The following is a 26,663-nucleotide window of genomic DNA, read 5'->3' as shown; positions in this document are numbered from 1 at the left end:
GTAAGTTTATAATTTTACTTTTACGTTTAACCCAATAGAACGCACTGTAGGATAAGATCCACTTTGATAGCCTTGTATGTTGCCTGAAGATAAGTTTTCTTCAGGATCGGCATAGGGAACATTTTTATGTATTAACCATAAGTTTCTTCCGGTCAAAGAAAATTCTATTTCATTTATAGATTTCATTCTTGACATTATTTTTTTTGGAAGAGAATATGAAATTGCTACCTCCCGAAGTTTAACAAAACTTGCGTCATATACAAAATTTGATTGCGGAAGATATCCACCAGTACCTGAGACGATAGTAACTCTTTTTGTATTAGGCTCTCCATTCGCTGTAACTCCGGCCAAAATTATTCCTCCTCCATTGGCTACAGCATCTCGTTTTGGGTTTCCAAGATCATTAAGTCCAACAGTTTCGGGTAAAATACCCGACATGGTACCGTAGTACATGTCCAAAGAAAATAATTGACCTCCTTTTTTTACATCAATTAAAAAACTTAAGTTAAAATTTTTATATCTGAAACTATTACTCAATCCGCCAATCCAATCTGGATTAACATTTCCAATAACATTTGAGGTAGTAGTTGTGAATTGATATAAACCGTTGTCCTTTATGAGTCGTTCACCATTTAACATTTCATAAGTCACCGATTGTAATTCGCCATAAGGCTTACCTAATGAGGCGTTTAAGCTAACTCCACCTTGAAAAGTCCCTAATTGCAAGTTTTTACTATCGTTGTATAAGGATAAAACTTTATTTCGATTTCTTGTAAAATTTAAATTCACATTCCAAGAAAAATCGGCGCTTTTTACTGGAGTTGCAAATACAGAAACTTCGAGACCTTTGTTTTCAATATCACCAGCATTAATGAATTTGTTGGAGTAACCTATAGCAGTACTAACAGCTACAGGAATAATTTGATCTACTGTATTAGTATGATAATAAGAGGCATCAAAACCTAATCTGTTATTAAAAAAGGACATTTCTAAGCCAATTTCCTTACTGATTGTATTCTCAGGCTTTAATGTACTGTTGTTTTTAGTGTTAGGTAATGAAAAAAGCAATGTGCTATCAAAGGGATTTGGCTTATCATAAACATCTCTAAGACTTCCCCAAGCGGCATCATTTCCAACAGTTGCATAATTTAGTCTAAGCTTTCCAGAGGATAACCATTGTAAATCTTGAAGATGATTATAAAAAATATAACTGCCGGAAACTGCATAATAATTATATGCATTTGCTTCTTTAGGCAAGGTTGATGATTTATCCCTACGCAATGTTGCGTCTAAAAGAAGTAATTCCTTGTAATTTATTGTTACGCCACCAAATACACCATCAACTGCTTTTGGTTGATACGATTCAATCGCTGCAGGGACAGTTCCTTTTGAATTAGCTACTGCATATAGGTTTGGAACAACTAAACCTCCTGCAGTTTGAGAAAAAATTGAACTTATAGTATTTCTTCTAATATTGAGACCAGCTAAGGCATTAAGACTGAAATCATCATTTAATTTTTTGTCTATTGTTGCCAATAAATCGTAATTAGTTTCATTAAAATTTCTATCAAAACGAGAATAAGATGAAATTCCAGCACTTCCCACGGCTCTTCTTTCCTGTTGCATTTCTGAATAGGTATCTACTGAAACTCTGCCTAAAAGGTCTAGCCAGTCGGTAACCTTGTAGGTAATTGTTGCGTTTCCAATGACCCTATTTCTAGTATCATTTTGATAATTCTCATAAACAACCCAGTATGGATTATCTGAAAAACCGGGAGTTAAATTGGTAAGTTTTGTAGGATCAGCCCAGTTCCAAGTAATATTTTTTTTATTTCTAAAATAGGCATCTTTTAATTCTAAAACATCAACATTTGTCTGATTAAAATGTCTAAAATTACTATTCACATTTCTTCCACTATCATAACCCGTTCCATATCTCCCTTTGCCATCAACCTGTGAATAATTTACTAATCCGCTTACCACCAGTTTATTTGTTATGTTGTAACTAGCACTCAGGTTTACAATGTTTTTTAAAACGCTTCCATTTGGTAATACACCTCTTTCGTCATTTCTGGAATATCCAATTTTAAAGGAACCTTTGTCAGCTACTAATCCATCAATCATTACATTATGATTCGTAGAAATAGCGGTTTGATAAAAATTATCCGGTCCGTTTTTAGGTGCAATCCAAGGTTTTGGTTTTTGATAATTTGGCGATGCCTGATCAAATGCTTCCCAATCATATACTAATAAATTTGGATCATAACGTGGTCCCCAAGAACGTGGCGCAAAAGTAGGTACTACCAAGTCTTTAATTCCATCAGCGTTAGCATCAAAATATAGAAACCCATCTTTATCTTGAGGAATTGAACGCCCAGCTCCATATTCTTGTTGGTATTTTACAAATGTGGACTTATCGATATTGCCAACCGTAACACCGCTATTTATAGAAATTCCAAGCCCGTTTTTTGGTTTTTTGGTCGTAATCATTATTACTCCATTCGCTGCTCTGGAGCCATAAAGAGCTGAGGCTGCTGCTCCTTTTAAAACATTAATCGATAAAATATCATCTGGATTAATATCAGCGGCTGCATTACCATAATCATAACCGCCTGCACCTGATCTTTGCGATGCTGAATTTGTGTTTGAATTATCCACCGGAACTCCGTCTACAACAAATAGTGCTTGATTGTTTCCCGTCAATGACTTGTTTCCTCTAACTACAACATTTACTGATCCTCCTACAGAGTTACCTTGAGTTATTTGTAAACCTGAAATCTTTCCGGATAATCCACTAGCAACGTTTCCGACCTGAGTTTTATTGACATCATCACCACTTATTTGTTGGGCCGCATAAGGAAGCGTATTTTTTTTGCGTCGAATACCAAAAGCGGTAACCACAACTTCATTAAGGCTTTGTCCTTCCTGTTTTAAAACGACAGTCAGAAAGCCACTTACTACATTTACTTCTTTTGTCTCCATCCCAATAAATGATATCACTAAAATGGATTTTACAGAAGGCACTTCAATAACAAAACTTCCGTCAATTTCTGTTTGAACCGAAATAGTAGATCCTTTAACGTGAACATTAGCTCCTGGGATAGTTACTCCTTCTTCATCAACTACCTTCCCTTTTACTATAATATCGGCTATTGCTTCAAGTTCTACATGATTCGAACTTTCTGTCGCTGTACTTATCATCGAAATGCGCTCTCTTTGCAGTACAATAAGATTGTTTATTTCATCATATTTAATACTAAGTGGTTTTAAAATGCGTGAAAGCACACTGGATAACAATTCGTTAGTGGCTTCTATATCCACTTTTTGCTTTAACTGAGTCATTCTTGAATTATAAGAAAACTTGACGTGTATTGATTTTTCAAGTTTAAATAAAGCATCGTCCAGACTCACATTCGTCATGCTAATTGTCACCTTAGTATCAAGTTTTCTTTGTTCTTTACCAGTATCTGCCAATACTACATTAGAAAAAATTACAGCAAAAACAAATTGGAATAATGTTAACTTTATGATACGATAGCGCAGTCGTTGTTTTACTACAGTTTTTTTCATAATTTTGGTTTTTTGGTTAATACTTTATTTGGTTATTAGCGAAACATTACAATTGCCTTTTACAGGAGGTCAATTGATTTTTTTTGGCGTCGTAAATGTTACAGCATTTTCGGCGCTTTTTTTTATTAAATATAAATTGAAAATTAGTTACAGCCAATTGATTGAATACTAATTTGGTTACCATTCATTTGATAAGTTGTGTTATTTCCAATACTTTTACAGATTATTTTTAATTTTTCAGATAAGGGCTGGTCAGTCAGTGAAGAAGTAATATGGCAATCTTTCAACTTATTTTCCGGAAAATCAATATCTACTAAATAAGCTTGCTCTATAGTTCTAAAAATCTGGACTACTGGAATATCGGTAAATTCAAAACTTAATTTTTCTACGGTGCCCAAGGAACTAGTTAACGATTCATCTAATGTGATATTGGTGATTTTTTTGAAGACAAGGTTTTTTCTACCATAACGAAGTGCTTGATTAGGCAATAAAATCACTTCTTTTTTTGTTGAATTGAAAGCAGATTTATTGGAATGAATCTTAACAACACCTGTTCTAACTATTACCTCAACATTAGGGTCATTTTCGTAGGATTTTATTCTAAAACTTGTTCCTATAACTTTAGTAATTAATTCATTTGAAAAAACCAAAAATGGTTTTTTAGCATCTTTGCTTATTTCAAAAAAACCTTCACCAGACAGATAAACTTTTCGTTCGTTCCCGACAAATATTTTTGGATAACTTAATTTACTTTTGGGTTGTAGTAAAACCGAACTTCCATCTGACAAAATTATAACTTGTGACTTATCAGAGTTGTTTGTTTGCTCTAAAAGGCCATCGGAATTCTCTTTTATTAATTCATTGTAGTTAAGCTCTCCATCGTTGGGAATAAAAAAATTATCATAAAACCAAGTTGATATAAGCCCAAATACAAGTGTCGCTGCAAGGCCTTTTATCCAATTGTTTCTCAAAAACAACACTTTGGTTTTGTGAATTCTTTTCTCTTTATTCTCAATTTTATGCCAAGTATTCTCCAAAGCCGCCTGAACTGCGTCAGCTGACAAATCGTCTGCGGGAACTTTCATTGCAAAAATCAATAAGCGCGCTTCTTCAACTAATTTAGCTCTCGTGGGGTTTTCCAAAGTCCATAGCTCCCAATTTTGTTGGTCATTTTGTTGTAGTACCCATCTTTTGAAGGATTCATCGGCCAAAAATTCGCCTATCTCAATATAATTATTACGGTTTTGCATGAATAAAAATGGATTATAAAAGTAGAGAGGACATTTTTTTAAATTGATACTCACTTAATTTTATATTTTTTCAGAAAATTTAAAATACTTGAGATAACAATAAAAAAAGAAGAGACCTGTTTTCTTTCCAATTTTTACGAATATTAAGCAAAGCCCTGTGAATAAGATTGTTTGCTGACTGATAATTAACTTCGAGTAGTTCTGCAATTTGTTCAACGCTTAGCCCTTGATGGAATCTCAAATATAACGCTTCTTTCTGTCTCGCTGGTAAATTATTAATGAGCTGGTTGAGTGTTGAAACTTTGACTGCCATAGATTCATCAGCGATAAGAATATCCTCGATGGTAAAATCAAAAGAAAACGGAATCAAATCTACAGTCGTGGACTTTTTGAAAATATGGTCTCTTTCGTGAAGTCTGGCAATACGTTTACGGACACTTGATAAAAGATAAGCTTTTACGACAACATTATCATTAAGGGAATTTTTGTAAATCCATACATCTGTAAAAACGTCTTGCACACAATCTTGCACCTTTTCAGGAAAAGGGGAAAACGAATTCCCATACCGCACTAAATGGCTGTAATACTTTTTAAAAAGTGATGAAAAAGCCTTTTCGTCTCCTGATTTTAAAGCTTTCCAAAGAATAGAATCATCTAAATTATCAACAAGTAGTTTTTGACTATTCAAAATTAAGTTTGGAGTTAAAGTATTGTTTTTATATATAAATTATAACATTCGTTTTTTATAAACCAGCTTTTCAATTATGATAATTAGATACTTAATAATCAATTGTGGATTACTAATTTTTTTATTATATAAAATCTATTTTTATTAATGATGTCAATATGACTTTTTATATTATTATTATTATTATCACTTGCAATATGTTCAATTAATAAGAGTCGTAGTTGAAATAACAATATAAATTTGGGATTTTTTTTTAGAAAAGAAAATTTATTTTGATATAGTTAAAATTATATGGTAATTTTAATAATCGTTTAATAATCCACTTAAATATTTATTTTTTCTTAAGTTAATCAAATTTATTATTCCCAAAACTCCTAATAATAACTTAATTAAAAAAATATTTTCAAAGAATAATTGTATATTTTTAATTTTAACAAAAAATCTCTGTTTTTAATTATTTTTAATGACAAAGTTAAATTATAATTAAATTTAACTATTGTATAAGATGAAATTAACATTTACAAAACATTTAAAAACTTAATTATTGTCCAGAATTATTAAATTTTTTTATAATTGAAGTCGATTTTGAAATTATAATTAAATTTTGTTTTCAAAAAAGTCTTAAAATGAAATTCATAATTGCTCCATCATTGTTTGATCGTATTAAAAATAACTTGATTATTTTTTTGATTTCGCTCTGACGAAAGAAATCGAATTTTACATTTAAAGTTGTCACTAAAATATACTTATTATCTGTAAAAAGACATTTTTTACAGGAAACCGTAAATGGAGCGTTAAATTGAATTAAAGTAATCTAGTTTGTGGGCTGAGGTGTGTACTAAGTTAATTTGGGATCTTTTAAGAAATATAATACATGATGCTCTAGTGCTTTCTTTTATTTATTGATGGTGTTTTATTCCGTTTTGACGTTCCTCAAACAATTTTTAGAATTAATGTGGAGCCGGAACCGCATTTAGTGAGAACAGCTTTTTTGAATGTACGAAAAAAATTTAAACCTTTTGGCAATACTGTTAATGAAGCTCGTGGTGAAACCAGGGTAGAAACTACAGTCGTTTTTGAATTTTATCATTTATAATTTAACAGCTATTAAATCTGCAGAATAGGGAAATGCAAAGTGTTCTATTGGTTCATGACTCAACCATTTGGATTCTTCTTCTCGTTTTAAAATTACCGGCATTCTTTTTTTATGATTGTGGATTTCAGCCAAGAGTGGATTGGCTTCGGTGGTCAATAAAGTGTAGGTATTTTTGATTTCTCCCGTTTCTTTATCTACCCAATGGGAATATAAACCCGCAAAGGGAAACAGTTCTTCTTTGGTCAAGCGCGATTCGTATTTTTGTTTTGCTTTGCCTTTTGGGTCCAGCCATTGCCATTCGTAATAGCCATTAGCAATCACTAAGCATCTTTTATCAACTGAATTTTTGAAAGAAGGTTTTTCGTTGACTGTTTCTATTTTTGCGTTAAGCGTGTATTTTTTAATTTCCTCATCATTTGCCCATGACGGTATTAAGCCACAATCGTAATGGGTAATGATGTTTGGTTTTTCATCAATGATTAATGGAGTTTTAGGATATTTAAAACCATTAATGTGAGAAGTTGGTTTGAATTCCACCGGATTGTCAATAGTAGCATTGAACCTACTTTGTACTTCTAATGCTAATTTGGTTTGCTTGAAATGAAAACACATACTATTTTTTAGTTATTAATTTTCAAGCTCTTTTAAAACTATATGCACGGATTCTTCGGTTATGGTTAATTTGACATCGAAAACGCATTTTTTAAATATTATTAAAATATAAAAAGGCTCGCTTAGATAAAATCTTTGGCGAGCCTTTAAAAAATAAGTTTATTTGTGATTCTCTAATCGGTATGAAGCCGTTTCGGTATAGGTTTTTCCAAATTGATCGATTGCTTTAATATCGATATTATGTTTTCCTATTTCAAGGTCCGTTGGGATTTTTCCTCTCCAAAGATGCTTACTTTCGGTAGGATTAGATGAGCGTCTACCAGGAATCAATACTTCGGTAAGATCCCATTCATAAACCGTCGTGGCGTAGGATGGATCTATTTCCTCTGCGTACTCCATCGCTTTCCATTCTCCTTGGTCTACACGATATTGAACGCTGTCGTTTTTACTTCCCATAAAGAAATTTACATAAATTCCTGATCGGGTAGAACGTCCTTTCTCTACTACTTTGGGTGCGAAAATGTCCATCTGGTAGGTTTTGGGTTTACCCGCAACTTTATAATCTAAACTGTATTGATTTCCGTTAAAATTAATAAAAGCGTATCCCTTTGGTGTTCCATCGCGCATGGTCGAAACCGGAACCCCTTGTTCATTGAGTTTTCCGGAATACCAGTCTCCGGAAGTGGTTCCTACATTGTAATGATGGTGTGGCTTTTCTTGTAACCAACCTTCGGTTTTGCCAAAATAATCCTGGCGTTGAATGTGTGTATGTGCAGAAAGAGAAAGTGTATTCGGGAAATCTTTTAAAAGTTCAAATAATTGATCGCGATCTACATCTCTAAAGGTATCTTCATTGGCTGGCTCACTTATCGGTATGTGAAAAGCCAGCACTATTAAATGTTCTTTTGGAACCAGTTTTAAATCATTGGCAATAAACTGTAACTGTTTTGGTGTAAAACCACCCCAATATCCTTTTTGATTTCGAGGGTCAGGATAAAGCACATTATCCATTACGATGAAATGGACTTTCCCATAATTAAAGGCATAATTGGCTGGGCCGAAATGGGCTTCATAAGTTTCATCGGCCATTTCATCTGTAGTAGCATCAAAATTAAGATCGTGATTTCCCAATAAATTGTACCACGGAATTCCTGCTTTTTTAACTGCTTTTATATAAGGATTAAAAAGAGCAAGATCATTCCCCACCAAATCGCCCAAACTCAAACCGAAAGGGACATTTTTGATACCTTCCACCTCGGCTACAATTCCTTTGGCAAAAAAGTCAACTTCTGCTTGAGTGTAGGGTTGCGGATCTCCAAAAATAAGGGCTGTAAATTCTTGGTTTTCCTGTTGGGCCACTAAACCAAAATCGACTGATTTAGGTAGTTTTCCCGTTGGGTCCACACCTTTGAATTTTAATTTTGGTGAACCATTGAGCTTGTGATTGTAAAAAAAATGAGGCAGATTATTTTCATTCACGCCTACTTTATAGTTGGCGGGTTTGATTACGGCTATGATCGCATCGTCGTTAATAGGTAAGATGTATTTTCCTTTTTCATCAGTGAGGACCACTTCCAGTCCATTGGTAACGGAAACATTGGCAATTCCTTTTTCATTTCGTTCTTTTTTGCCGTTCTGATTTTCATCTGCAAAAACAAAACCCTGAACATTGGTTTGTGCCATAAAAGGGATGGAGCACAAAAGAGCGCATACGGATAGCAATACTTTTTTCATTGTTTATTTATTTTTAATTAAGATTTATTTGTCCCACCAAACTTTAGTGTTGATATCATCCGCGCCCAACATTTCGACCGCTTTGAGGTAATTTCCTTGGTTGTTTATTTGAATACTCGTCGGATAGTAGAAACGGGACGGCATGAGTCCATTATTCTCCATAGCAGTCGTTTTTGGAAGTATAGGAAATCCTGTTCTACGGTATTCAAACCATTGTTGGTAATCGATAAAATAAAGTGCATAATACTTTTGAAGCATTATTTTTTCTAAAGTACCATCATAAGCAGCATAGGAATTATTGAAATAAGTAGTAGGGATTAGGGCTCCCAATTGCTCCATTGCTGCTTGAACTCCTTTTTTATAGTGCAATTCGGCGTCAGCAGTGAATCCTCTTTGTGCCATTTCGGCTTTTATAAATGCTACTTCGGCATAGGTCATTAAGAAAATATTCATGGGATTGGTAATCTGGGCGGCATTAAACGTTGAAGCATTGAAGGTAAACTGAGATTCAGCACCCGCATAGGCACTGGGAATTCCTTTGTATCCTATGGAAACATTATTCAAGTCTCGGGCAAGACCTGCAATAACTGGTCTTCGGGGATCAGTCATAGTGTTGAGATTGTCTATAAAAAAGGAAGCTATTTTTACGTTTAAACTAAAATCCTGCGGTCTTCCCCAAGGAGAAACATTAGGGGTTACTCCACTGACTTTCAAGATGGCAGATTCGGATGTGTTTTCAAAAACAGGATATTGTATTGGATTTTGAATCATCGTTGCCAATTTTTGAAAAGAATTGGTTTCTGTACGGTTGGAGATTCTCAACAACAAACGCATTCGAAGGGAATTAGTGAATTTTCTCCATTTAGTGACATTGTTTTGAAAAAGAATATCACTGGCATAAATCATTGGAGTAGCGGTATTATACAAGGTGTTGGCTCGCTCTAAATCGGCTAAAATAGTAGTGTAAATCAATTCCTGAGAATCAAATGCCGGGTAGAGATTGCCTTCCTCTCCACTTACGGCTTCGGTCATGGGAACCGGTCCAAAAATATCCGTAAGGTTAGCATACACCCAAGCATTTAACGTCAGTGCAATCGCTTCATAATTGCGATCTTCTGCTCGTATGGCTGCGGCCTTCATTTCCTTGATGTTATTGAGCCATTTGTAATAATTTGACCAGGAGGAATAGCCTATTTCCTGACTTAAATCATAGCGGTGAAGCCCTCCGGAAACACTAGGGAAGGGTAACGATACCTGCATTAAATCGAAAGTGACATTGGCACTTCGGTTGGCGTTGTGTGTAGCCAGACCATAAATGATTGGGTTAATTAAAGTTCCCGGACTTATTTCGGCAATCCGATTTGGATCTTCATTGAGTACACTAAAATCGCCCGTGCAAGCCAAGTTTAGCAGTATTAGAACTAAAGTTGCAGTAAAAATTTTTATCTTTTTCATCTTTAAATAATAGTTTAGAAATTCACTTTTAAGTTAAAACCATAGGTAGCCGGAGTCGGCATTTGACCCATTTCGATACCCGGTAAAATAGTATCTCCATTTAAGGCTGCGGTTTCCGGATCGAAAATAGGAAAGTCAGAAAGCACCGCTAAGTCTCTACCGAAAACAGATAGATCTAAGCTGGTGATACCGGTATTTTTCAGCCACTCAGATGATATGCTGTATTGAAGACTTACTTCTCTCAATTTTACATAGGAAGCGTCAAAAGAGTTGGACTCAACATTGGCTCTGCGGTAATACCGAGCGTACCAGTCTGGAGTTAATGCTTCAGTCGTATTTTGAGAATAGGTATTGTCTGAATTTAAAACCACTCCTTCTCCTACAATCACTCCTTCTTCACGTCCTTTCATGGTGGACATTAGTTTTCCCATTTCGGTAAGTTTATGGTGCGTTTGCGAATAGATGATACCGCCAAGTTGACCATCAAGCATGACATTTAAACCTAGATTTCCAAATTTAAAACTGTTGTACAATCCTGCTCTCCAATCGGGTGTTGCATCGCCAATATATTGAATTTCATCTGGATAAGCTGGCAAGCCTTTCTTATCATATACAATTTGTCCGTCAGGAGATCGTACAAAACCATAACCGTAAATTGCAGTTGTTGTTCCGCCTTCTTTGGCAATTAAAGTTGCTGAACCTCCTGATCCGATGGTTTGTTGGCCCTGAATACCATCTGCAAGTTCCATAACACGATTCCAGTTTTTAGACCAGGTTAGCGTTGTTGACCACTTCAATTTATTTACATTAATTATTTTTCCTGTTAGGGTAAGTTCAATACCTCTATTTCGAACTTCTCCTGAATTCATAATCCCTGAACTGAATCCCGTTGTGATGTCTAAGGGAACAGAAATAATTTGATTTTTTGTCGTTGTCTGATATACCGTTGCATCAAAATTGATTCGGTTTTTGAATAATCGCCCTTCAAAACCAGTTTCAATACTGGTCGTTATTTCTGGTTTAAAATTGGCGTTGTACAGAGTTGACGGCGCTACTGCTGAACTGGCAAAGGCAGATTGATCGTAGTATTTACTGGTTCTGTACGGATCAGTATCGTTACCTACCTGGGCAAGAGATAATCGGTATTTAAAATACTCTAAAGATTTAGGTAAGTTAAAAATTTCAGAAACAATAAAACTGGTATTTACTGATGGGTAAAAGAAAGAATTATTTTGTACCGGTAAAGTACTGGACCAGTCATTTCTGCCCGTTAAATCCAGAAAAATTTGATCTTTAAAAGAGAAAGAGAACAGTCCGTATAAACTGTTGACTTTTTTATAACTGTCATTGACATTAATAATGGGATTGCTGATGCCGTTTGCTAATTTGTAAACATTTGGAACGACCAAGCCTTCAATAGCCGCATCCATTCTCTGGTATTTATAGCTCATGGCATTTCCTCCCGCCGAAGCAGAAAAAGAAAAATCTTCCGATAGCTTATTTTTGTATGCTAATAAAAAATCAGAATTTACTTCCTGCATAAAAACATCTTGAGTTCTAAAAAATCCTTTTGCGTAGCGATTGATGCTGAACGGTCTTTTTTGCTCCCGATCTTGGTGGTAGGTGTTTAATGCGGTTCTCAGTAAAAGATCTAAATGAGGAGCCAACTGGATTGTTGCATTCAAATTACCCACGATTTGATTACTCGCTAAAGAGTTTGTCGCTTGATTGGCAATCAGATAGGGATTGTCAATATAACTGCTGAAAGGTTGCAGTTGTTGAATTTGGGTCTGACCTTGTTTCCAAATAGGTTTGTACCAGTCGAGATCAACATTTGGATTTTGGAAAATAGTAAAGTAGGCAATAGAACCATTATTATACCCGGTGCTCGGTAAATTGTCACTGTCTCTGTTATTGTAATTAATCACTGAAGCAATTTTGATTTTATCGGATATTTTATAATCAGCATTTACAGAAGCCGTTATTCTTTCAAATCCGGTATTGGGCATAATCCATTCATTTTTTGAATGGCCAACAGACATTCTCATAGAGCCATTCTTGTCTCCGCCCTGAAGTGTGATGCTATTGTTAATAGTAGTTCCGGTACGCCAGAAATCTTTAATATTATTTTTATAAGGAATCCATGGTGTTCTTTCTACTCCCTGTGTTTCTGTCAAAGGATCGTATTGGAAATAAGATTGTCCTTCGAATTTTGGGCCCCAGGCGCTGCTGGTAGAACCCGTATTGTTTCCATCCGCAGAGCTTAAATAGGAATAATACGGATTTTTATTTTTGTCAAATGATTTTCCGGTACCCTGACCATATTCATATTGGTAATCAGGCCAGCGCTGAATAACGTCAAAGGTGATCCCTGAGTTATATGTAATTCCAAGTCCTTTATTCTTTTTGCCGGATTTGGTAGTGATGATTAAAGCACCATTTGCAGCACGGCTTCCATAAAGTGCTGTTGCTCCGGGTCCTTTTAAAACCGTAACATTTTCAATATCGTCCAGATTAAGGTCTGAAATACTGTTACCAAAATCAACAGGAGAATCGCTTCCCATATACGCACTATTTGACCCTGAACTCGTTATTTTACTATTGATAGGAACGCCATCGACAACAATGAGGGCGTTGTTGCCATTAGGATTTAGCGAATTGTTTCCTCTCAAAGTAATTTGTTGTGAATTTAAAGGGCCGGATCCTGAGGAAACGATATTCAAACCGGCCACTTTTCCTTTTAATCCGGTAGACCAGTTGTTCGGGGAAGTTTGTGCCAAGTTATTGGCACTAATAGTTTGTTGCGAAAAACCCAATTGTTTTTCCTGTCTTTTAATTCCTAATGCGGTTACCACCACTTCGTTGAGCGCATTGGTGTTCTCCGTTAAGCTGATTACTAATAATGCTGAATTATTCGCAGGTACTTCTTTATCATCAAAGCCCATGTAAGAAACTAACAAAATCACAGAAGTGGAGTTTGTTTTTAGACTAAAATTTCCGTCAAAATCAGTTGTAGTACTGTTTGTGGTTCCTTTTTCTAAAACGGTTGCACCGGGTAGCGGCATCCCTTGAGAGTCACTCACTTTACCGCGGATAATTCGCTGGATCGAAGCGGGTTTCGTAACAGAAATAGTATTGTTATTCCGATTAAATTGGAAACCTGTTTGGGCTGTAATTTTGTTTAAAATAGTATTTATACTTTCCTTATTAGCCAATAAAGTTAAACGTTGTTTTGATGAGGATATTTTTTCATCAAAAACAAAGGTATAGTTAGTCTTGCTCTCCAAGATATCAAATACTTCTGTAATTTGAACTTCTTTAATATTGAGAGAGAGATTTTTCTCCTCATACTTTACATCGGTAAAAGGGATGGCATAGGTTTCCGAAAATACAAAGAGGAAACTGAATAAATAAAGGTATTTTTTTAATTTCATGGAAAAAAGAAATTGGATTTTCAAATTCATTTTAATGATTTTTAAGTGTTTAATTTTTAATAGGATCTGATTTCGAATGCAACTTAATCTTGATTTTAATAGCGAATTCCAGTAATTATTTCTTTGGTTTTTCTCGTATAAAAATTTTATTTGGGGTTTGAAAATCGATTTCTAATTGTTTTACCTCTGCAATACTTTTGAGGATCGTACTGATGTTTTCGTCTTTAAATTTTCCGGAGATGCGGAGTTGTTCTAATTTCGGATTGTCAAAAAGGATGGTAACATTAAATTTATTTCTCAAAATTTCAGCAGTTTCGCCAAGGCTTGTATTTTTAAGCACCACAATATTTTTGGTCCATGCCAAAAAGTCCTCACGAGAATCGTTTAAAAGCTGCGGTACTTGTGATTTTTGAAAAAGTAATTGTTGATTTTTGGTGAGGAAAATATTTTGAATTGGATTTTTTATTGAATTTACTTTCACTTGACCCGAAAGGACACTGATGCTGTTGGGATAATTCTCATACGCTTTAATGGTAAAAGAAGTTCCTAAAACTCTGGTTATTAATTGTGTGGTTTCTACTGTAAAAGGACTTTTTGGATTTCGTACCACTTTAAAATAGGCTTCTCCTTTTAGGGTTAGCTTTCGGTTATCTAGGAAGTCGTTCGAGTAAGTAATACTGCTGTTGGAATTAAGTATTAGCTGACTCCCATCAGGCAAAAAGAGTGTTTTTATTTCTCCTTTCGCAGCGGATTGTGTTATGAGACTTTTACTTGTTGATCGGGTTATTAAAAGAGGAATGGCCAGCACAATAATGGCAATTGCGGCTATTTGAATTATTTTAAAATATAAAGACCGAATTTTTTTCTTGGGCTTATTAATTTCAGTTTTTATTTTCTGGAGAATTGTATTCCTTTTTTCTTCGTTTAACGAAAGGACTGTAATATTTTGCTCTTTCTCTATTTGTTTTAAAAAGAAGATTTCCACTGCTTCTTTTTCTGATAAGGAACATTTATTTTGGACATATTTGTGGGCTAATGTTATGAAGTCTTCTTTTTGCAAAATGGGTCTTTTTACGGTAAGTACCTGCTTGAATTCTTTTTACGTAGTAGAAAATTTAGTCTTAAAGATTTGTTAACAGAAGTTACAGCGTATTAACATTGAAGCAACATTCCGGTAATAAAAACCGAGAATTGATACGGATCAATCTTCATTTTAAGCAATTTTAAAGCATCACTAATATGCTTTTCTACCGTGCGAACCGATAAGCCTAATTTTTGGGCTATCTCAATGTTGGTGTAATGCTCCAATCGGCTAAGAATTAATACTTCTTGGCTTCTCGGAGGCAATTTTTTAATTTCCATAAAAATCCCGGCTTCAAATTCTTGGTAGACTAAGTGCTTGTCTGTTTTTGAAGGATGCGGAATGTTTTGAAGTATTTCGAGGTGTCCGGAATCGAATTTTAAATCCCGAATGTGGTTGGCTACTTTATATTTGACGGCTCGGAGTAAATAGCCTTCTAAATTGACAATGTTGGTATTAGTGGATTTTTCCCAAAGACTGATAAATATTTCCTGAACAATATCTTCGCAAATGGCTTCTTCTTTGTAGATTTTAAAAGCAAAGGAATACAATCTTTTCCAATAACGATCAAACAAGACTTCAAAGGCAAGCTGATCTTGACGCTGTAGTTTTTTTTGCAGTTCTGTATCCGATAAAAGCAGTAGTGATGTTTTCATTCATTTGTAGTTGACACAAATGAAGTCAATTTTAGGTGGTTGAAATTCGAAATGAGTTTAAGTTATAGTTAACGAATGTCGATGATTTGTGCCCTTCATCAGGTTTAACTATGTTTAGTTAGTTACGGTTTAAACATTTTTGGTAGTACTTAAGGTCGCAAGGATAAGTATTTTTAAATTCCGGTTTCTTTGTCTAATCAATGAGAATCGAATCCAGCAAAGGGAAAAAGTTCATCATTAGGCATACGCAATTCGAAATTTTGTTTTTCTTTCACTTTTAAATCCTACCATTGCTTCCGTATTAGCCATTAGCGATCACCAAGCATCTATTATCAACTGAATTTTTTAAAGAAGGTTTTTCGTTGACCGTTTCTATTTTAACGTTTAAAGTGTATTTTTTAATTTCCTCATCCTTTGCCCATGCAGGTATTAAACCCCAATTGTAATGAGCAATGATATTTGGTTTTTCATCAATAATTACAGGAGTTTTAGGATATTCAAAACCATTTATGTGAGCACTTGGTTTGAATTCCACCGGATTGTCAATCGTTGAATCGAACCTGCTTTGTACTTCTAATGTTAATATGGTTTGTTTGGAATGAAAACACATAGTATTTTCTTTATTTATTAATCCTTTGGGTGTAATTAAATTATTTGTGTTTTAATATTATTAATTGGTCTATCAAAAATAAATTTATTAATAAATTGTACCAAAGTTAACGCTTTTATTTTAGCCAAAATTCTTGTTTAAAAACCTTTAAAAGATTTCGCATAATTTCTTCTAATCATAAATTGGTCACACAATTGATAAAATAAAGTTTCAATCCATTTTCTTGATTTTCTACCGATATTTGATTGTTTTTTATATCCTTTTTGATTTTTTCTGATTGGTGTTTCCAATTTGATATTTGCATTTTCAAACAAGTCTAATTATTGCGGTGCGGACAAATAACCTCTATCTCTAAGCAACATACAATCAGATAATTAATATTTTTAATATTTTAACAAATGTACATCGTTAACACTTGCTTTTGTAATATCTATTGATTGAGAAACTCCTGAAATACTAAAAACTAAATGAAGTTTATAACCATAAAACCAAGTGTTTTGTGATGTACAAAAACCTTTGTCAGGCGCAGTGTGAAAGTCATTTTTACATATTTTTATTCTGCTATGTATAGCCATTTTACAAATCTCAAGTGGCATACTGTCTACTTTAAAATAATTTTCAAATTCAATAAATTTTTATTACAAATGTTGTCTGATTTCTTCAGTAAAATGGAATAACTTTTTTCTCCTTTTATTGTATTGACTTCGCTCAATTAAATTAGGAATTTCTCCTTTTTGTAATTGATTAAAAAATGAATTTTCACTATCAATAGACATATATTCAGAAGTTAAGCTCAATGCAACTATTTCTAAATCAGACATTTTAAGTCTTCTTCCTGCTCGAATTTCTGTATTTAAAACAATATTAAAAGAAGTAATAACTTCTAAAACTCTAAAATAATTTTTTACTATATTTGACATAGATATTGGGCTGTTTTGCGACATCAAGATACTGAAATTCAGCGGCTTGAACAATATCTAATCCCTTTATTTTACTTCAAAATAATTGCCCCCAACGGGTAAAATTAATATTTTTTTACATATCAACGTTATACTGTCTCAAGAGTGATCTAATTTTAACACCAGATTCTTTCAGATCATTCTTTTTCCATTTCCCTTCCGATTTAGCAGATTTTTTTAAAATAGAACATGTTTCATCTTTGTCCGATACCGACCAAGTAATCCAACTCAGTTTTCTACTTTCCATCCAATCTATATAATTTTGCCAAGATTCATAGTCGAGCGGACCATCCCCTGTGGCCTGCATCCCAGCAGATTCTGAGACAAAAACTGGTAGTCCACTTTTTATTGCGTCATCCGTTCTGTCACGCAACCATTTTCCGTGGGTTCCTGCGTAGAAATGCATGGTATACATTAAATTATCGAATCCTTTTATAGGATTTGCAGCTGGTAAATGAATATCCTGATCCCATTTGGGGCAACCTACAAGAATAATATTATCTGAATCATTCTCGCGAATAACTTTTATAACCTCTTCCGAATAGGCCTTTATTTCTTCCCAAGATTCATAATCAGGCTCATTAAAAATTTCATAAATTACATTGGGGTACCTACCATATGTTTTCGACATTTCTGCAAAAAATTCTTTAGCTTCTTCTAAATTTATGTTGTGGCTGTGCCAATCTATTATTACATAAATATCCGCTTTAATTGCACCCTCAATAACAGCTTTAACTTTGGCTTTCGAAAATTCACGTTCTTTCAAATAAGGTTTGTCCCCTACCTCAATTCCCATTGCAGCGCGAACTACATTACATTTAAAATCTTTTTTGAGCCATTTAACCGCTTTTTCATTATAAAATCTTGGCCAGAAACTATGCCAGCCAAAACTCAATCCACGAAGCACAACATCTTCTCCTTTAGTATCGACAAGCTGCGTTCCTTCAAGTTTCAATTGCCCATGATTTTTCACAAATTGAGCGTTAGAAAAGCAGCAGCAAAGCAAAAAGAACAATCCCGTAATTTTCGATTTTACGTCCATTTTTAAATTTTATTTAATTTCAAAGTAATTACATCATGCGAGGATAAATCAGAAATAAATGTTTTTTTTGTGTTTCCAACCTCTTTGTTTTTCCAAAGGTCAATAATTTTATAATTTGTCGTAGTAAAATTAGTTTCTAGATTGAAATCGACATCTCTTATCACCTCTTTTTTCCAATCGAAATATATCTTCTTCGTAACATCACTTCGATTCAAAAAAGTTATTACCCAATTTCCATCAGATAAGGGTTTAACCCAAATTTCCAGTCCATCCTTAGCGGAATATTTAAACCCTTGTATCCCCAATTTATCTTGATTTACAGCAATTAGTTCCTTGTTTGATAATATTGCCAATGTTTCTTTAGACATTTTTCTGAAATCATTTCCAGCTATTAAAGGTGAAGACATCATAGACCACATTGTGAAATGTGCTCTATCTTCGTTATTTGTCATGCCATTACCCACCTCCAACATATCGAAATCATTCCAATGATCCGGTCCGGAAAACTTACGAATGTTTTTACGCATTTCGATAATTTTCATAAATCCCCATGACGACCAATTTCCTTGCTCATGTTTAAATTCACAATCAAAACACGGATAAATATCTCCGGAAATTCTCCAAAGATTACCAACAGGTTTTCCCCAATCCCAAGGCTGATTGTCACCCCATTCACATAAACTGAAAACGATTGGTTTACCTGCTGTTTTCAACGCGTTACTCATTGTGTTATAGGCTTCTTTTGCATTGATTCCTTCAGTATTGCACCAATCATATTTTAAAAAATCAATATTTAAGTTTGCATAAAAACGGGCATCTTGATATTCATACCCACGAGTTCCAGGATATCCGGCACAAGTGTGCGTGCCTGCACAATTATACAAACCAAATTTCAGTCCTTTGGCATGAATATATTCCACTAATGATTTCATTCCGCTAGGGAATTTTATTGGATCTGGAACTAAATTACCATTAGCATCGCGCTCTTTGGCCATCCAGCCATCATCTAATACAATATAAGTGTAACCTGCAGCCGCCATGCCGGAGGCTACCATTATATCAGCAGTTTCTTTTACCAAATTTTCATCGATATTTGTTTCAAAAGTATTCCATGAATTCCATCCCATAGGCGGAGTTAAAGCTAAATCATTGTATTTGGTACTTTTTTGTGCTATTACATTTCCTTGGCTAAATGCGGACAACGAAAAAGCAACCAGAAAAAAAGAACAGATTATTTTTTTCATCCTTGTATTTTTATATTTAAAAACTATATCTAAAAAGAATTCCCTAATTAGTGAATTAGGGAATTTCTTAAACAAACTCAAACAAAACAAATATTTACTTTAAAATAAAACCAACATCATCAATAAAAATTTTATCCCCATTATCATTTCCAAATTCTTGAAAAACAATTTCATTAATTTCTGCAGGTGCACCACCTAGATCGCTAAATGGTATTACTACGCTGGTCCATTTATTATCAAATGAAACCTCTTTTCCAGCACCAAAATTACCATTTAATACTACTTTAAATTTACCCGTTGCCTTCGTGCTTTTAAACGAAACTCTAAGCGCTTTGTAAGAAGCTGTTGTAACTGGAGCAGCGAACATTGGGAATTTAAAACCCGTGTATCCCGTAAATGTGGTTTCTATAGAATTTTGACCTTGGACTTTTTCTGTAGTATTGACTTTATAACCACTTCCATCCCAAGGTCCTAAATAATTTTCAACAAATGAAGCCGGAGCATCATCATAAATTGCTGTCCCTATAGCTTGAGTAGAGGTTGCAAAACCAGATATATTTGTAACGGTAACGTACTTATATTGTGTGACACCAGCAGGAACTGTAACCTTAATTTCTGTCAATGATGATGAAATTACTGTAGCGTTAATATCACCAATTTTAACTGAGGGGTTTAAGAAATATTTTCCACTGATTGTTATAACATCGCCTGCAACTGCATTAATGGGATTGTAACTTCCAAAAGTAGGAGCTGGTGGAGCAATTATAAATGGATAAATTACAGTACCAACTTTTGTAACTATTTTTAATTCATTCGATGCATTTGCGTAAGGGGTACTTTCATCAATTGTAACAAATATGGCTTTATCGGTAACTAAAGTTGGATTGAAATACGTATCCACATCATTAAAATAAATTTTTTCAACAGTAGTAAAACCAGAACCTTGAATTACATATACATTTTTAGGCAAACCAAATGTTGTTGGAACTAGTTCTCCTGCCCCAGCTTTGCTAACACTGTCAATTGCCAATGTCCCTGAAGAACCCTCATTGTCATCTGATGAACAGGAAAACAACATACTTGCCACCAAGAAAAAGGTAAGAAAGGGGTATATATATTTTGCTTTAAGATTTTTCATAATAGTATATTTTTTTTGGGTTATTTAAAAACATAAGGAACTGCAGGTTCTCTTAATTTTGGATTTTGCAACAGCTCATTTGCAGGATAAGGATATATAAGTGTTGTAATGGGTAAAGAAGAAATTTTAGTTGGTGCAATTTTTGTCCCTCTGTCTTGAGCTTCCAATTTAGCTTTTGCAACAGCAAAATCAAGTCTGCCCAAATCAAACCAATAATCATTCTCCGCAGCCAATTCAGCTCTTCTTTCTTTGAAAATATCTTCAAAAGTTATCAAAGTTTTAGGCGGTAAGCCAGCTCTAACCCTAACTTTATTGTAAGAGGCCAGTGCTGCACCGTTTGAAGTACTACCAGATTGAGAACCTAAAATTGCCTCGGCATGAATCAATAGTAATTCAGCATATCGCATCACATACGTATTTTGCTTAGTAAATCCATTTGATAGGGCATTATACACCCCTGTAATGTCAGCATTACTTCTACCACATACATATTTTTTCATTGCAGCACCAGAACCTTGTGCGAAATTAGTTTGCCCATCTTGATCTAAATCTGGCATAGTATATCCCAATGTTATTGCCCCAGTTCCGTCATAATTTGCTGATGCTGATAATTTAGGGTAATTATCTCCAGGTTTCATAAATGTTTCTTTTCTGCGCAAATCTCGTGGCTCAAAAGCATTATTAATCAAATCTTGAGAGGGACCTACAACTCCAGCATAACTAGCTTCTGTTAGATTTCTATTACTTGCAAATTGTGTATTCAATGAATTCCCGTAGAAGTAAAGACCTGGCATCCACTGAAAAGCAATAATAGATTCTTCATTGTTGTTATATTTTGGAAGAAATAGATCTCCATAATTAGTAGCTGGTACATCTGTACCAAATAGTTTAAACTCTCCGCTGTTGATTACTTCTTCTGCGAGAGCTCTAGCCTGAGTATATTTCTTTTGATATAAATAGACCTTTGCTAAAAGTGCTTTTGCTGAGCCTGAGGAAACTCTGGCATTATCCTGATAACTACCTCCTCTAACTTTAGCTTTCAAATTGTCTTTAGCAAATATCAAATCGTTTTCGATAAACTTGTAGACATCCGAAACAAGATTAGTATTAATTTGAGGATTAGCAGCAAAATCTGCTGCATTCTCAACAATTGGTACAGGTCCAAAAAATCGAACCAAATTGAAATAAGCTAAAGCTCTCATAAAATGCGCTTCACCTAGCGAATTATTGATTGCTGCTTCACTTACCTTTGGATTATTAATATTAGGTAAAGCCAAAATTAAGGTGTTTGCATTTGCAACAACTCCAAAACAAGAGGACCAAGCTCCAAGTAAATTCTCGTCACTAGTTTGAAACAGTAACGTATTAAACTGATTAAATTCAGAAGAAGTGTTCACTAAATTTCCAGATGCCATATCGGTCAAAGCAAAATACGGCTTTACCGTTAATTCAAACCAAGCTTTTCCATAAAGTATATTAGTACTTGAGGCTACTTTCTCATCAGAATCATAATATGTTGCAGCGTCATAAGAATCCTTAGGAACTACATCTATAAACTCATCTGAACAAGATGTTATGACTAAAATCGAACATAAAACAACTAATGTTTTACAATTTATTAAATATTTTTTCATTGTTTTTAAGTATTAGAATTCAACATTTACTCCCACTGAAATAACTCTTGGAGTTGGATAACGACCATTATCAACTCCGGACAATAAAGCGTCTTGATTGAACGATCCAACTTCCGGATCATAACCTGTATATTTTGTGAAGGTGTACAAGTTTTGCACACTTGCATATAATTTAAGTCTAGTCAACTTAGCTTGCGAGATAATATCCGTTGGTAATGTGTATCCAACTGTAATATTTTGTACTCTTAGGTAAGAACCGTCTTCAACAAAACGATCAGAAAAAATTAAATTAGGATGATCATAAGATGTAGGCCTTGGTAAACTTGCATCGAGGTTAGAAGGAGAATAAAAATCCAAAGCAGAAGCAAACTGATTCTGATACAAATTAGAATTTGATGTTCCAGCTCTCCTTGTAAGATTAAATAAATCATTTCCAACAGAGCCTTGCAAAAACACTGAAAAATCAAAATTTTTGTATGCAAAATTGTTAGTGAAACCGAATGTGAAATCTGGATTTGGATCCCCAATCGTCGTATAATCTAATTCATTTATCACACCATCATTATTATTATCTGCATATTTCATATCACCAGCAATAAAATCAACCGGGCTGGCACCAAAACCGTTTTTAGGTCCTGCGCTGGCATCGGCATCCGAGGTATAAATTCCTAATGAATTCAATCCATAAAAAGTACCTATTGGGCCTCCAACTAATGTTTTAGTAATTGGTTTTCTTGTATAATCATTTATAAGAGCATATTTAATAAGCAATGAACTGTTAGAAATCTCAACTAACTTATTTACATACTTAGACACAACTAATGTAGAATTCCAAGAAAAACCACTATCGAATTTGGTACTGTAGTTTACAGACATTTCAATTCCTTTATTTTCCAATGTTCCAATATTTCCAAAAGCTGAGGCTACTCCACCGCCATCGGCACTTCCAGTAAGAAATAATGGCAAAGGAATTTGATACAAGAAATCTTTAGAAGTCTTTTTATAAACATCTATCGAAGCATTTAATCCCGAGTTAAAAAGTGAGAAGTCTAATCCAATATTTATTTGTTTTTGAGACTCCCAAGTCAATTCAGGATTTGGAGATCTGGAAAGCTGAAAACCAGCACCCAAAGGAGATTGTACTAAAGTCAATGCTGGGGCATATAAATTATTCGCAATTTGCTGATTTCCAGTCTCACCATAACCAGCTCTAAGTTTTATATTTTTTACAGCATTAAAGTCCTGCATGAATTCCTCATTGGATAATTTCCATGACCCCGAAATAGCCGGAAAATAGCCCCATTTATTTCCTTTTGCGAACTTTGATGAACCATCTGCCCTAATAGAACCAGAAATACTGTAGCGTCCGCCATAATCATAAACTGCCTTTCCAAAAAGTGAATACAATCGTTGTGAGCCACTATAGGCGAAACCTGGTTCAACTTTTTGTAATTCTGCAGCCACTGGTAATGCAGGTAACGAATTATCGAAAAATCCAATTCCAGTTACAGCCAAACCTTTCCAGTTCCCTTCATTAGCCTCTTGACCTGCTAAAATATTAAAGCTATGCTTTCCAATTTCAGTTTTATAGGTTAGTAAGTTTTTAATGTTTAGTGAATAAAAACTATTTGTTCTTGAAGTAAGTGAAGCTGTATTATTGCTTGCAGCTCCCCAATTATAAGTTGGACGAAATTCATTTCCTTCACTAAATTCTGCGTATCCGCCTATCTCAAAACGGTACTCTAAACCTTTCATTAACCTCGCTTCAGTAAAAACATTTCCTGAAAAATTCTTTCTGACCAATTTATTTGTGTTTGACAACGCTTCAGCGATTGGATTTCTAAAATATATTCCTTGAGAATTTGTTGGAGGACCGGCATAAGTTCCATCTGCATTATAAACAACTACATCAGGAGTACTCAACAATGAAGTACTAACTATTCCATTTTGGCTTCCATTTAATGTGATATTTTCGTTAGTAATTCCAGTATTCACAAATGCACCCACCTTCAACCAATCCTTAACTTTAGCATCCACATTAGTTCGAAAAGTATATTTTTTAAATCCAGATCCTATCACAGTACCTTCCTGATCAATATACCCCCCAGATACATAATAACTCACTCCTTCTTTTCCTCCAGAAATAGACAACTGATGCGATTTCATGATGGCTATTCTGTAGATTTCATTTTGCCAATTAGTTCCTTTGCCTAATAACTCCGGATGTGAAAAATTATCATTTTTTAATGCTGTTGGGGTTAAAGCATCAATCAATCCATTTTGTAATCTGGCGTACCCTTGTAAATCCAGAACATCGATTAAATTTGTTTGCTCTTGAATAGAGTAGCTATGATCGTAAGTCAATTTACCCGAACCTTTTTTTCCTGATTTTGTAGTTATAATTACCACACCATTAGCGCCACGAGATCCATATATAGCTGTTGCTGAAGCGTCTTTCAGAATATCCATCGACTCAATATCATTGGGATTTAAAAAAGCAATTGGGCTTACAGAACTATTCCCTGTCGATGTACTCCCCTCACTAAAATCATTTCCTACCAGCGGTTTACCTGTAGTTGACTTACTGGTGGCGTCACCAGAAATTGGTACACCATCCACAACATATAATGGCTCGTTTGTACCACCAAGAGAAGAAATACCTCTAATTTTCACAGAAGTATTGCTCCCGGGTTGACCAGAATTACTAGTCACTGTTACTCCTGCTGCTTTACCCTGTAACATCTGATCTACAGACACCTGCTTCAAATTTTCAAGATCCTTAGCTTTTATAGAAGATATTGCACTCGTTACATCGCCTCTTTTTTGAGTACCATAACCTATCACGACAACTTCTTGCAGGTTTTGTGAAGTAGACTTCAAGGAAACATTGATTTTAGATTTCCCTTTCACTGCAATATTTTGGGTTTCAAATCCAATAAAAGAAAATGACAATGTAGCATCCATGGGAGCGTCAATTTCATATTTACCATCAATATCTGTAGCTGCAGATTTGCTTGACCCTAAGACCATTATATTTACACCAGGTATGGTAAGACCCTTTTCATCAGTTACAACACCTTGAATTTTTGTTTGGGCTGTAATAAAATTGCATGTAAGTAGTAAAAATAATATCAAAGGAATTGCTCTGTGTTTGCCGTTCCAATGAATTAAATTAGACAATAGTTTTTTCATAATAAATGTTTAGTTAGTTAAGATTGTTAACTTCTGAAAAGCATATTTCAGAAATAAAATGCATATTAATTATATTGATTTATAATTAACAAATCTATAACACAAGTAAACATTAAATTAATAGTATTATATCATTTAATGATAATATTTTTACTTTAAAGACAATTAGTAAAACATATCAAAATAATAACCCAATTAAATTATACATAACGTAATTTTATTGACCAAATAATGACATAAAAGAAATTAAGAGATAAGCAATAGTAACATATGTTACAATTCCAAACGAAGTATTAATAGAAAAAACAAGAACAAATTACCTATAAAATTCTTTTCAAACCAGAAAAATCCTCTCTATACTGACTTGGAGTACATTTTTTTATAGACTTAAAGCTTCTGTTGAAATTTGCAATATTATTAAAGCCTGATTTAAAAGCTATTTCTGAAATACTAAGATCTTTTTCTACCAACCATCTGGCAGCATAACCAATTCGAATATCATTGATATAATTAACAAACGTTTTTCCAGTTCTTTTCTTGATAAATCGATTGAACGAAATACTAGTCATGCTCGCCACATTCGACACATCATCAAGCGATATTTTCTCCGAAAAATTTTTTTGAACGTACTCATACACTAGTTTCATTTTATCATAATCGTCAAAAGTATCGTAATCAACTGTAAATGTAGATAACAACCTTTGATTTCTTGAATTAGCTAAATCATAGAGTATGGACGTGATTTCAAGAAAATAGTCCATTCCATCTAACTTTGAAATTTTAATCAATCGTGAGGAAAGCTCTTCTGCAGTTTTTTTTGAAAATAAAATACCATGAATCGATCGATTAAACATGTCTTTTATAGGATTCATTATACGTCTTGACAATAATGTTTCATCAAATAAATCATTATGAAATTGTATCGTAATTTCATGAATTTGCTTATTAGTACATTTATGTAATTCCCATCCATGGTATAAATTGGGACCAATTAATACCAATTCAATACTATCAATTTCTTCAATATTATCACCCACAACTCTTTTAACACCTTTACCATTTTGTATAAAATTGATCTCAAATTCAGGATGATAATGGACAGGGAAGTCAAAATTATCTTTTACTCTGTCAAATACTAAGAAACTATCGCCTGATGATAGTGGCGGAATTTCTCGATAAAAATTCTTTAAATTGCTCATAACGTTTTTTTTTTACCTGCAATAATATGATATAAAATTGATAAAATAATATTAATTAAATGCGAGTCA

At 34.1% G+C, this 26,663-nt stretch carries 16 protein-coding genes and 1 pseudogene; all 17 read right to left on the bottom strand.

Features of this window, described 5'->3' with window-relative positions; translation table 11 throughout:
- Positions 1-6 precede the first annotated feature (6 nt).
- Positions 7-3,570 (bottom strand): SusC/RagA family TonB-linked outer membrane protein, encoded by a 3,564-nt coding sequence (locus ACP7AV_RS09640; RefSeq protein WP_426091776.1) that lies wholly within the window; start codon positions 3,568-3,570, stop codon positions 7-9.
- A 143-nt stretch (positions 3,571-3,713) separates the two neighbouring features.
- On the bottom strand, positions 3,714-4,820 hold the full coding sequence (locus ACP7AV_RS09635; RefSeq protein WP_426091775.1) for a FecR family protein: 1,107 nt from the start codon (positions 4,818-4,820) through the stop codon (positions 3,714-3,716).
- A gap of 79 nt (positions 4,821-4,899) precedes the next feature.
- Positions 4,900-5,508: an RNA polymerase sigma factor gene (locus ACP7AV_RS09630; RefSeq protein ID WP_426091774.1), complete on the bottom strand. Its 609-nt coding sequence runs from the start codon at positions 5,506-5,508 to the stop codon at positions 4,900-4,902.
- A gap of 1,090 nt (positions 5,509-6,598) precedes the next feature.
- Entirely contained in the window at positions 6,599-7,216 is a 618-nt protein-coding gene (locus tag ACP7AV_RS09625; RefSeq protein WP_426091773.1) for an SOS response-associated peptidase, read from the bottom strand.
- 159 nt (positions 7,217-7,375) lie between these two features.
- Positions 7,376-8,950, bottom strand: a complete 1,575-nt coding sequence (locus tag ACP7AV_RS09620; protein ID WP_426091772.1) for a calcineurin-like phosphoesterase C-terminal domain-containing protein — start codon at positions 8,948-8,950, stop codon at positions 7,376-7,378.
- A gap of 24 nt (positions 8,951-8,974) precedes the next feature.
- Positions 8,975-10,405, bottom strand: a complete 1,431-nt coding sequence (locus tag ACP7AV_RS09615) for a SusD/RagB family nutrient-binding outer membrane lipoprotein (protein WP_426091771.1) — start codon at positions 10,403-10,405, stop codon at positions 8,975-8,977.
- Between the two features lie 14 nt (positions 10,406-10,419).
- Positions 10,420-13,869, bottom strand: coding sequence for a SusC/RagA family TonB-linked outer membrane protein (locus tag ACP7AV_RS09610; protein WP_426091770.1), 3,450 nt, complete (start codon positions 13,867-13,869; stop codon positions 10,420-10,422).
- Between the two features lie 85 nt (positions 13,870-13,954).
- Entirely contained in the window at positions 13,955-14,899 is a 945-nt protein-coding gene (locus tag ACP7AV_RS09605) for a FecR family protein (RefSeq protein ID WP_426091769.1), read from the bottom strand.
- A gap of 92 nt (positions 14,900-14,991) precedes the next feature.
- On the bottom strand, positions 14,992-15,576 hold the full coding sequence (locus tag ACP7AV_RS09600; RefSeq protein WP_426091768.1) for an RNA polymerase sigma factor: 585 nt from the start codon (positions 15,574-15,576) through the stop codon (positions 14,992-14,994).
- Positions 15,577-15,877: 301 nt separating this feature from the next.
- On the bottom strand, positions 15,878-16,186 hold the full coding sequence (locus ACP7AV_RS09595) for an SOS response-associated peptidase family protein (RefSeq protein WP_426091767.1): 309 nt from the start codon (positions 16,184-16,186) through the stop codon (positions 15,878-15,880).
- Positions 16,187-16,221: 35 nt separating this feature from the next.
- A pseudogene (locus ACP7AV_RS09590) lies at positions 16,222-17,106 on the bottom strand (IS982 family transposase).
- A 115-nt stretch (positions 17,107-17,221) separates the two neighbouring features.
- On the bottom strand, positions 17,222-18,187 hold the full coding sequence (locus ACP7AV_RS09585) for a glycoside hydrolase family 5 protein (RefSeq protein WP_426091766.1): 966 nt from the start codon (positions 18,185-18,187) through the stop codon (positions 17,222-17,224).
- Positions 18,188-18,189: 2 nt separating this feature from the next.
- Positions 18,190-19,431, bottom strand: a complete 1,242-nt coding sequence (locus ACP7AV_RS09580; RefSeq protein ID WP_426091765.1) for a glycoside hydrolase family 27 protein — start codon at positions 19,429-19,431, stop codon at positions 18,190-18,192.
- Between the two features lie 94 nt (positions 19,432-19,525).
- Positions 19,526-20,569 carry an IPT/TIG domain-containing protein gene (locus tag ACP7AV_RS09575; RefSeq protein ID WP_426091764.1) on the bottom strand — a complete coding sequence of 348 codons (1,044 nt, stop codon included), beginning with the start codon at positions 20,567-20,569 and terminating at the stop codon, positions 19,526-19,528.
- A gap of 20 nt (positions 20,570-20,589) precedes the next feature.
- Positions 20,590-22,203, bottom strand: a complete 1,614-nt coding sequence (locus ACP7AV_RS09570; RefSeq protein ID WP_426091763.1) for a RagB/SusD family nutrient uptake outer membrane protein — start codon at positions 22,201-22,203, stop codon at positions 20,590-20,592.
- A gap of 12 nt (positions 22,204-22,215) precedes the next feature.
- Complete coding sequence (locus tag ACP7AV_RS09565; RefSeq protein ID WP_426091762.1) at positions 22,216-25,395, bottom strand: SusC/RagA family TonB-linked outer membrane protein; 3,180 nt, start codon at positions 25,393-25,395, stop codon at positions 22,216-22,218.
- A gap of 320 nt (positions 25,396-25,715) precedes the next feature.
- Positions 25,716-26,594, bottom strand: coding sequence for a helix-turn-helix domain-containing protein (locus ACP7AV_RS09560; RefSeq protein ID WP_426091761.1), 879 nt, complete (start codon positions 26,592-26,594; stop codon positions 25,716-25,718).
- Positions 26,595-26,663 lie beyond the last annotated feature (69 nt).

This window comes from Flavobacterium sp. DSR3-2 (assembly GCF_049896525.1).
Taxonomy (GTDB): Bacteria; Bacteroidota; Bacteroidia; order Flavobacteriales; family Flavobacteriaceae; genus Flavobacterium.
This window is presented reverse-complemented; position numbering and strand designations above follow the sequence as displayed.

Bases quoted from the DNA above. Each gene is read 5' to 3' on its own strand.
- ACP7AV_RS09635 (WP_426091775.1), bottom strand. From the start codon at position 4,820: ATGCAAAACCGTAATAATTATATTGAGATAGGCGAATTTTTGGCCGAT.
- ACP7AV_RS09625 (WP_426091773.1), bottom strand. From the start codon at position 7,216: ATGTGTTTTCATTTCAAGCAAACCAAATTAGCATTAGAAGTACAAAGT.
- ACP7AV_RS09615 (WP_426091771.1), bottom strand. From the start codon at position 10,405: ATGAAAAAGATAAAAATTTTTACTGCAACTTTAGTTCTAATACTGCTA.
- ACP7AV_RS09620 (WP_426091772.1), bottom strand. From the start codon at position 8,950: ATGAAAAAAGTATTGCTATCCGTATGCGCTCTTTTGTGCTCCATCCCT.
- ACP7AV_RS09610 (WP_426091770.1), bottom strand. From the start codon at position 13,869: ATGAATTTGAAAATCCAATTTCTTTTTTCCATGAAATTAAAAAAATAC.
- ACP7AV_RS09640 (WP_426091776.1), bottom strand. From the start codon at position 3,570: ATGAAAAAAACTGTAGTAAAACAACGACTGCGCTATCGTATCATAAAG.
- ACP7AV_RS09580 (WP_426091765.1), bottom strand. From the start codon at position 19,431: ATGAAAAAAATAATCTGTTCTTTTTTTCTGGTTGCTTTTTCGTTGTCC.
- ACP7AV_RS09575 (WP_426091764.1), bottom strand. From the start codon at position 20,569: ATGAAAAATCTTAAAGCAAAATATATATACCCCTTTCTTACCTTTTTC.
- ACP7AV_RS09595 (WP_426091767.1), bottom strand. From the start codon at position 16,186: ATGTGTTTTCATTCCAAACAAACCATATTAACATTAGAAGTACAAAGC.
- ACP7AV_RS09565 (WP_426091762.1), bottom strand. From the start codon at position 25,395: ATGAAAAAACTATTGTCTAATTTAATTCATTGGAACGGCAAACACAGA.
- ACP7AV_RS09600 (WP_426091768.1), bottom strand. From the start codon at position 15,576: ATGAAAACATCACTACTGCTTTTATCGGATACAGAACTGCAAAAAAAA.
- ACP7AV_RS09560 (WP_426091761.1), bottom strand. From the start codon at position 26,594: ATGAGCAATTTAAAGAATTTTTATCGAGAAATTCCGCCACTATCATCA.
- ACP7AV_RS09585 (WP_426091766.1), bottom strand. From the start codon at position 18,187: ATGGACGTAAAATCGAAAATTACGGGATTGTTCTTTTTGCTTTGCTGC.
- ACP7AV_RS09570 (WP_426091763.1), bottom strand. From the start codon at position 22,203: ATGAAAAAATATTTAATAAATTGTAAAACATTAGTTGTTTTATGTTCG.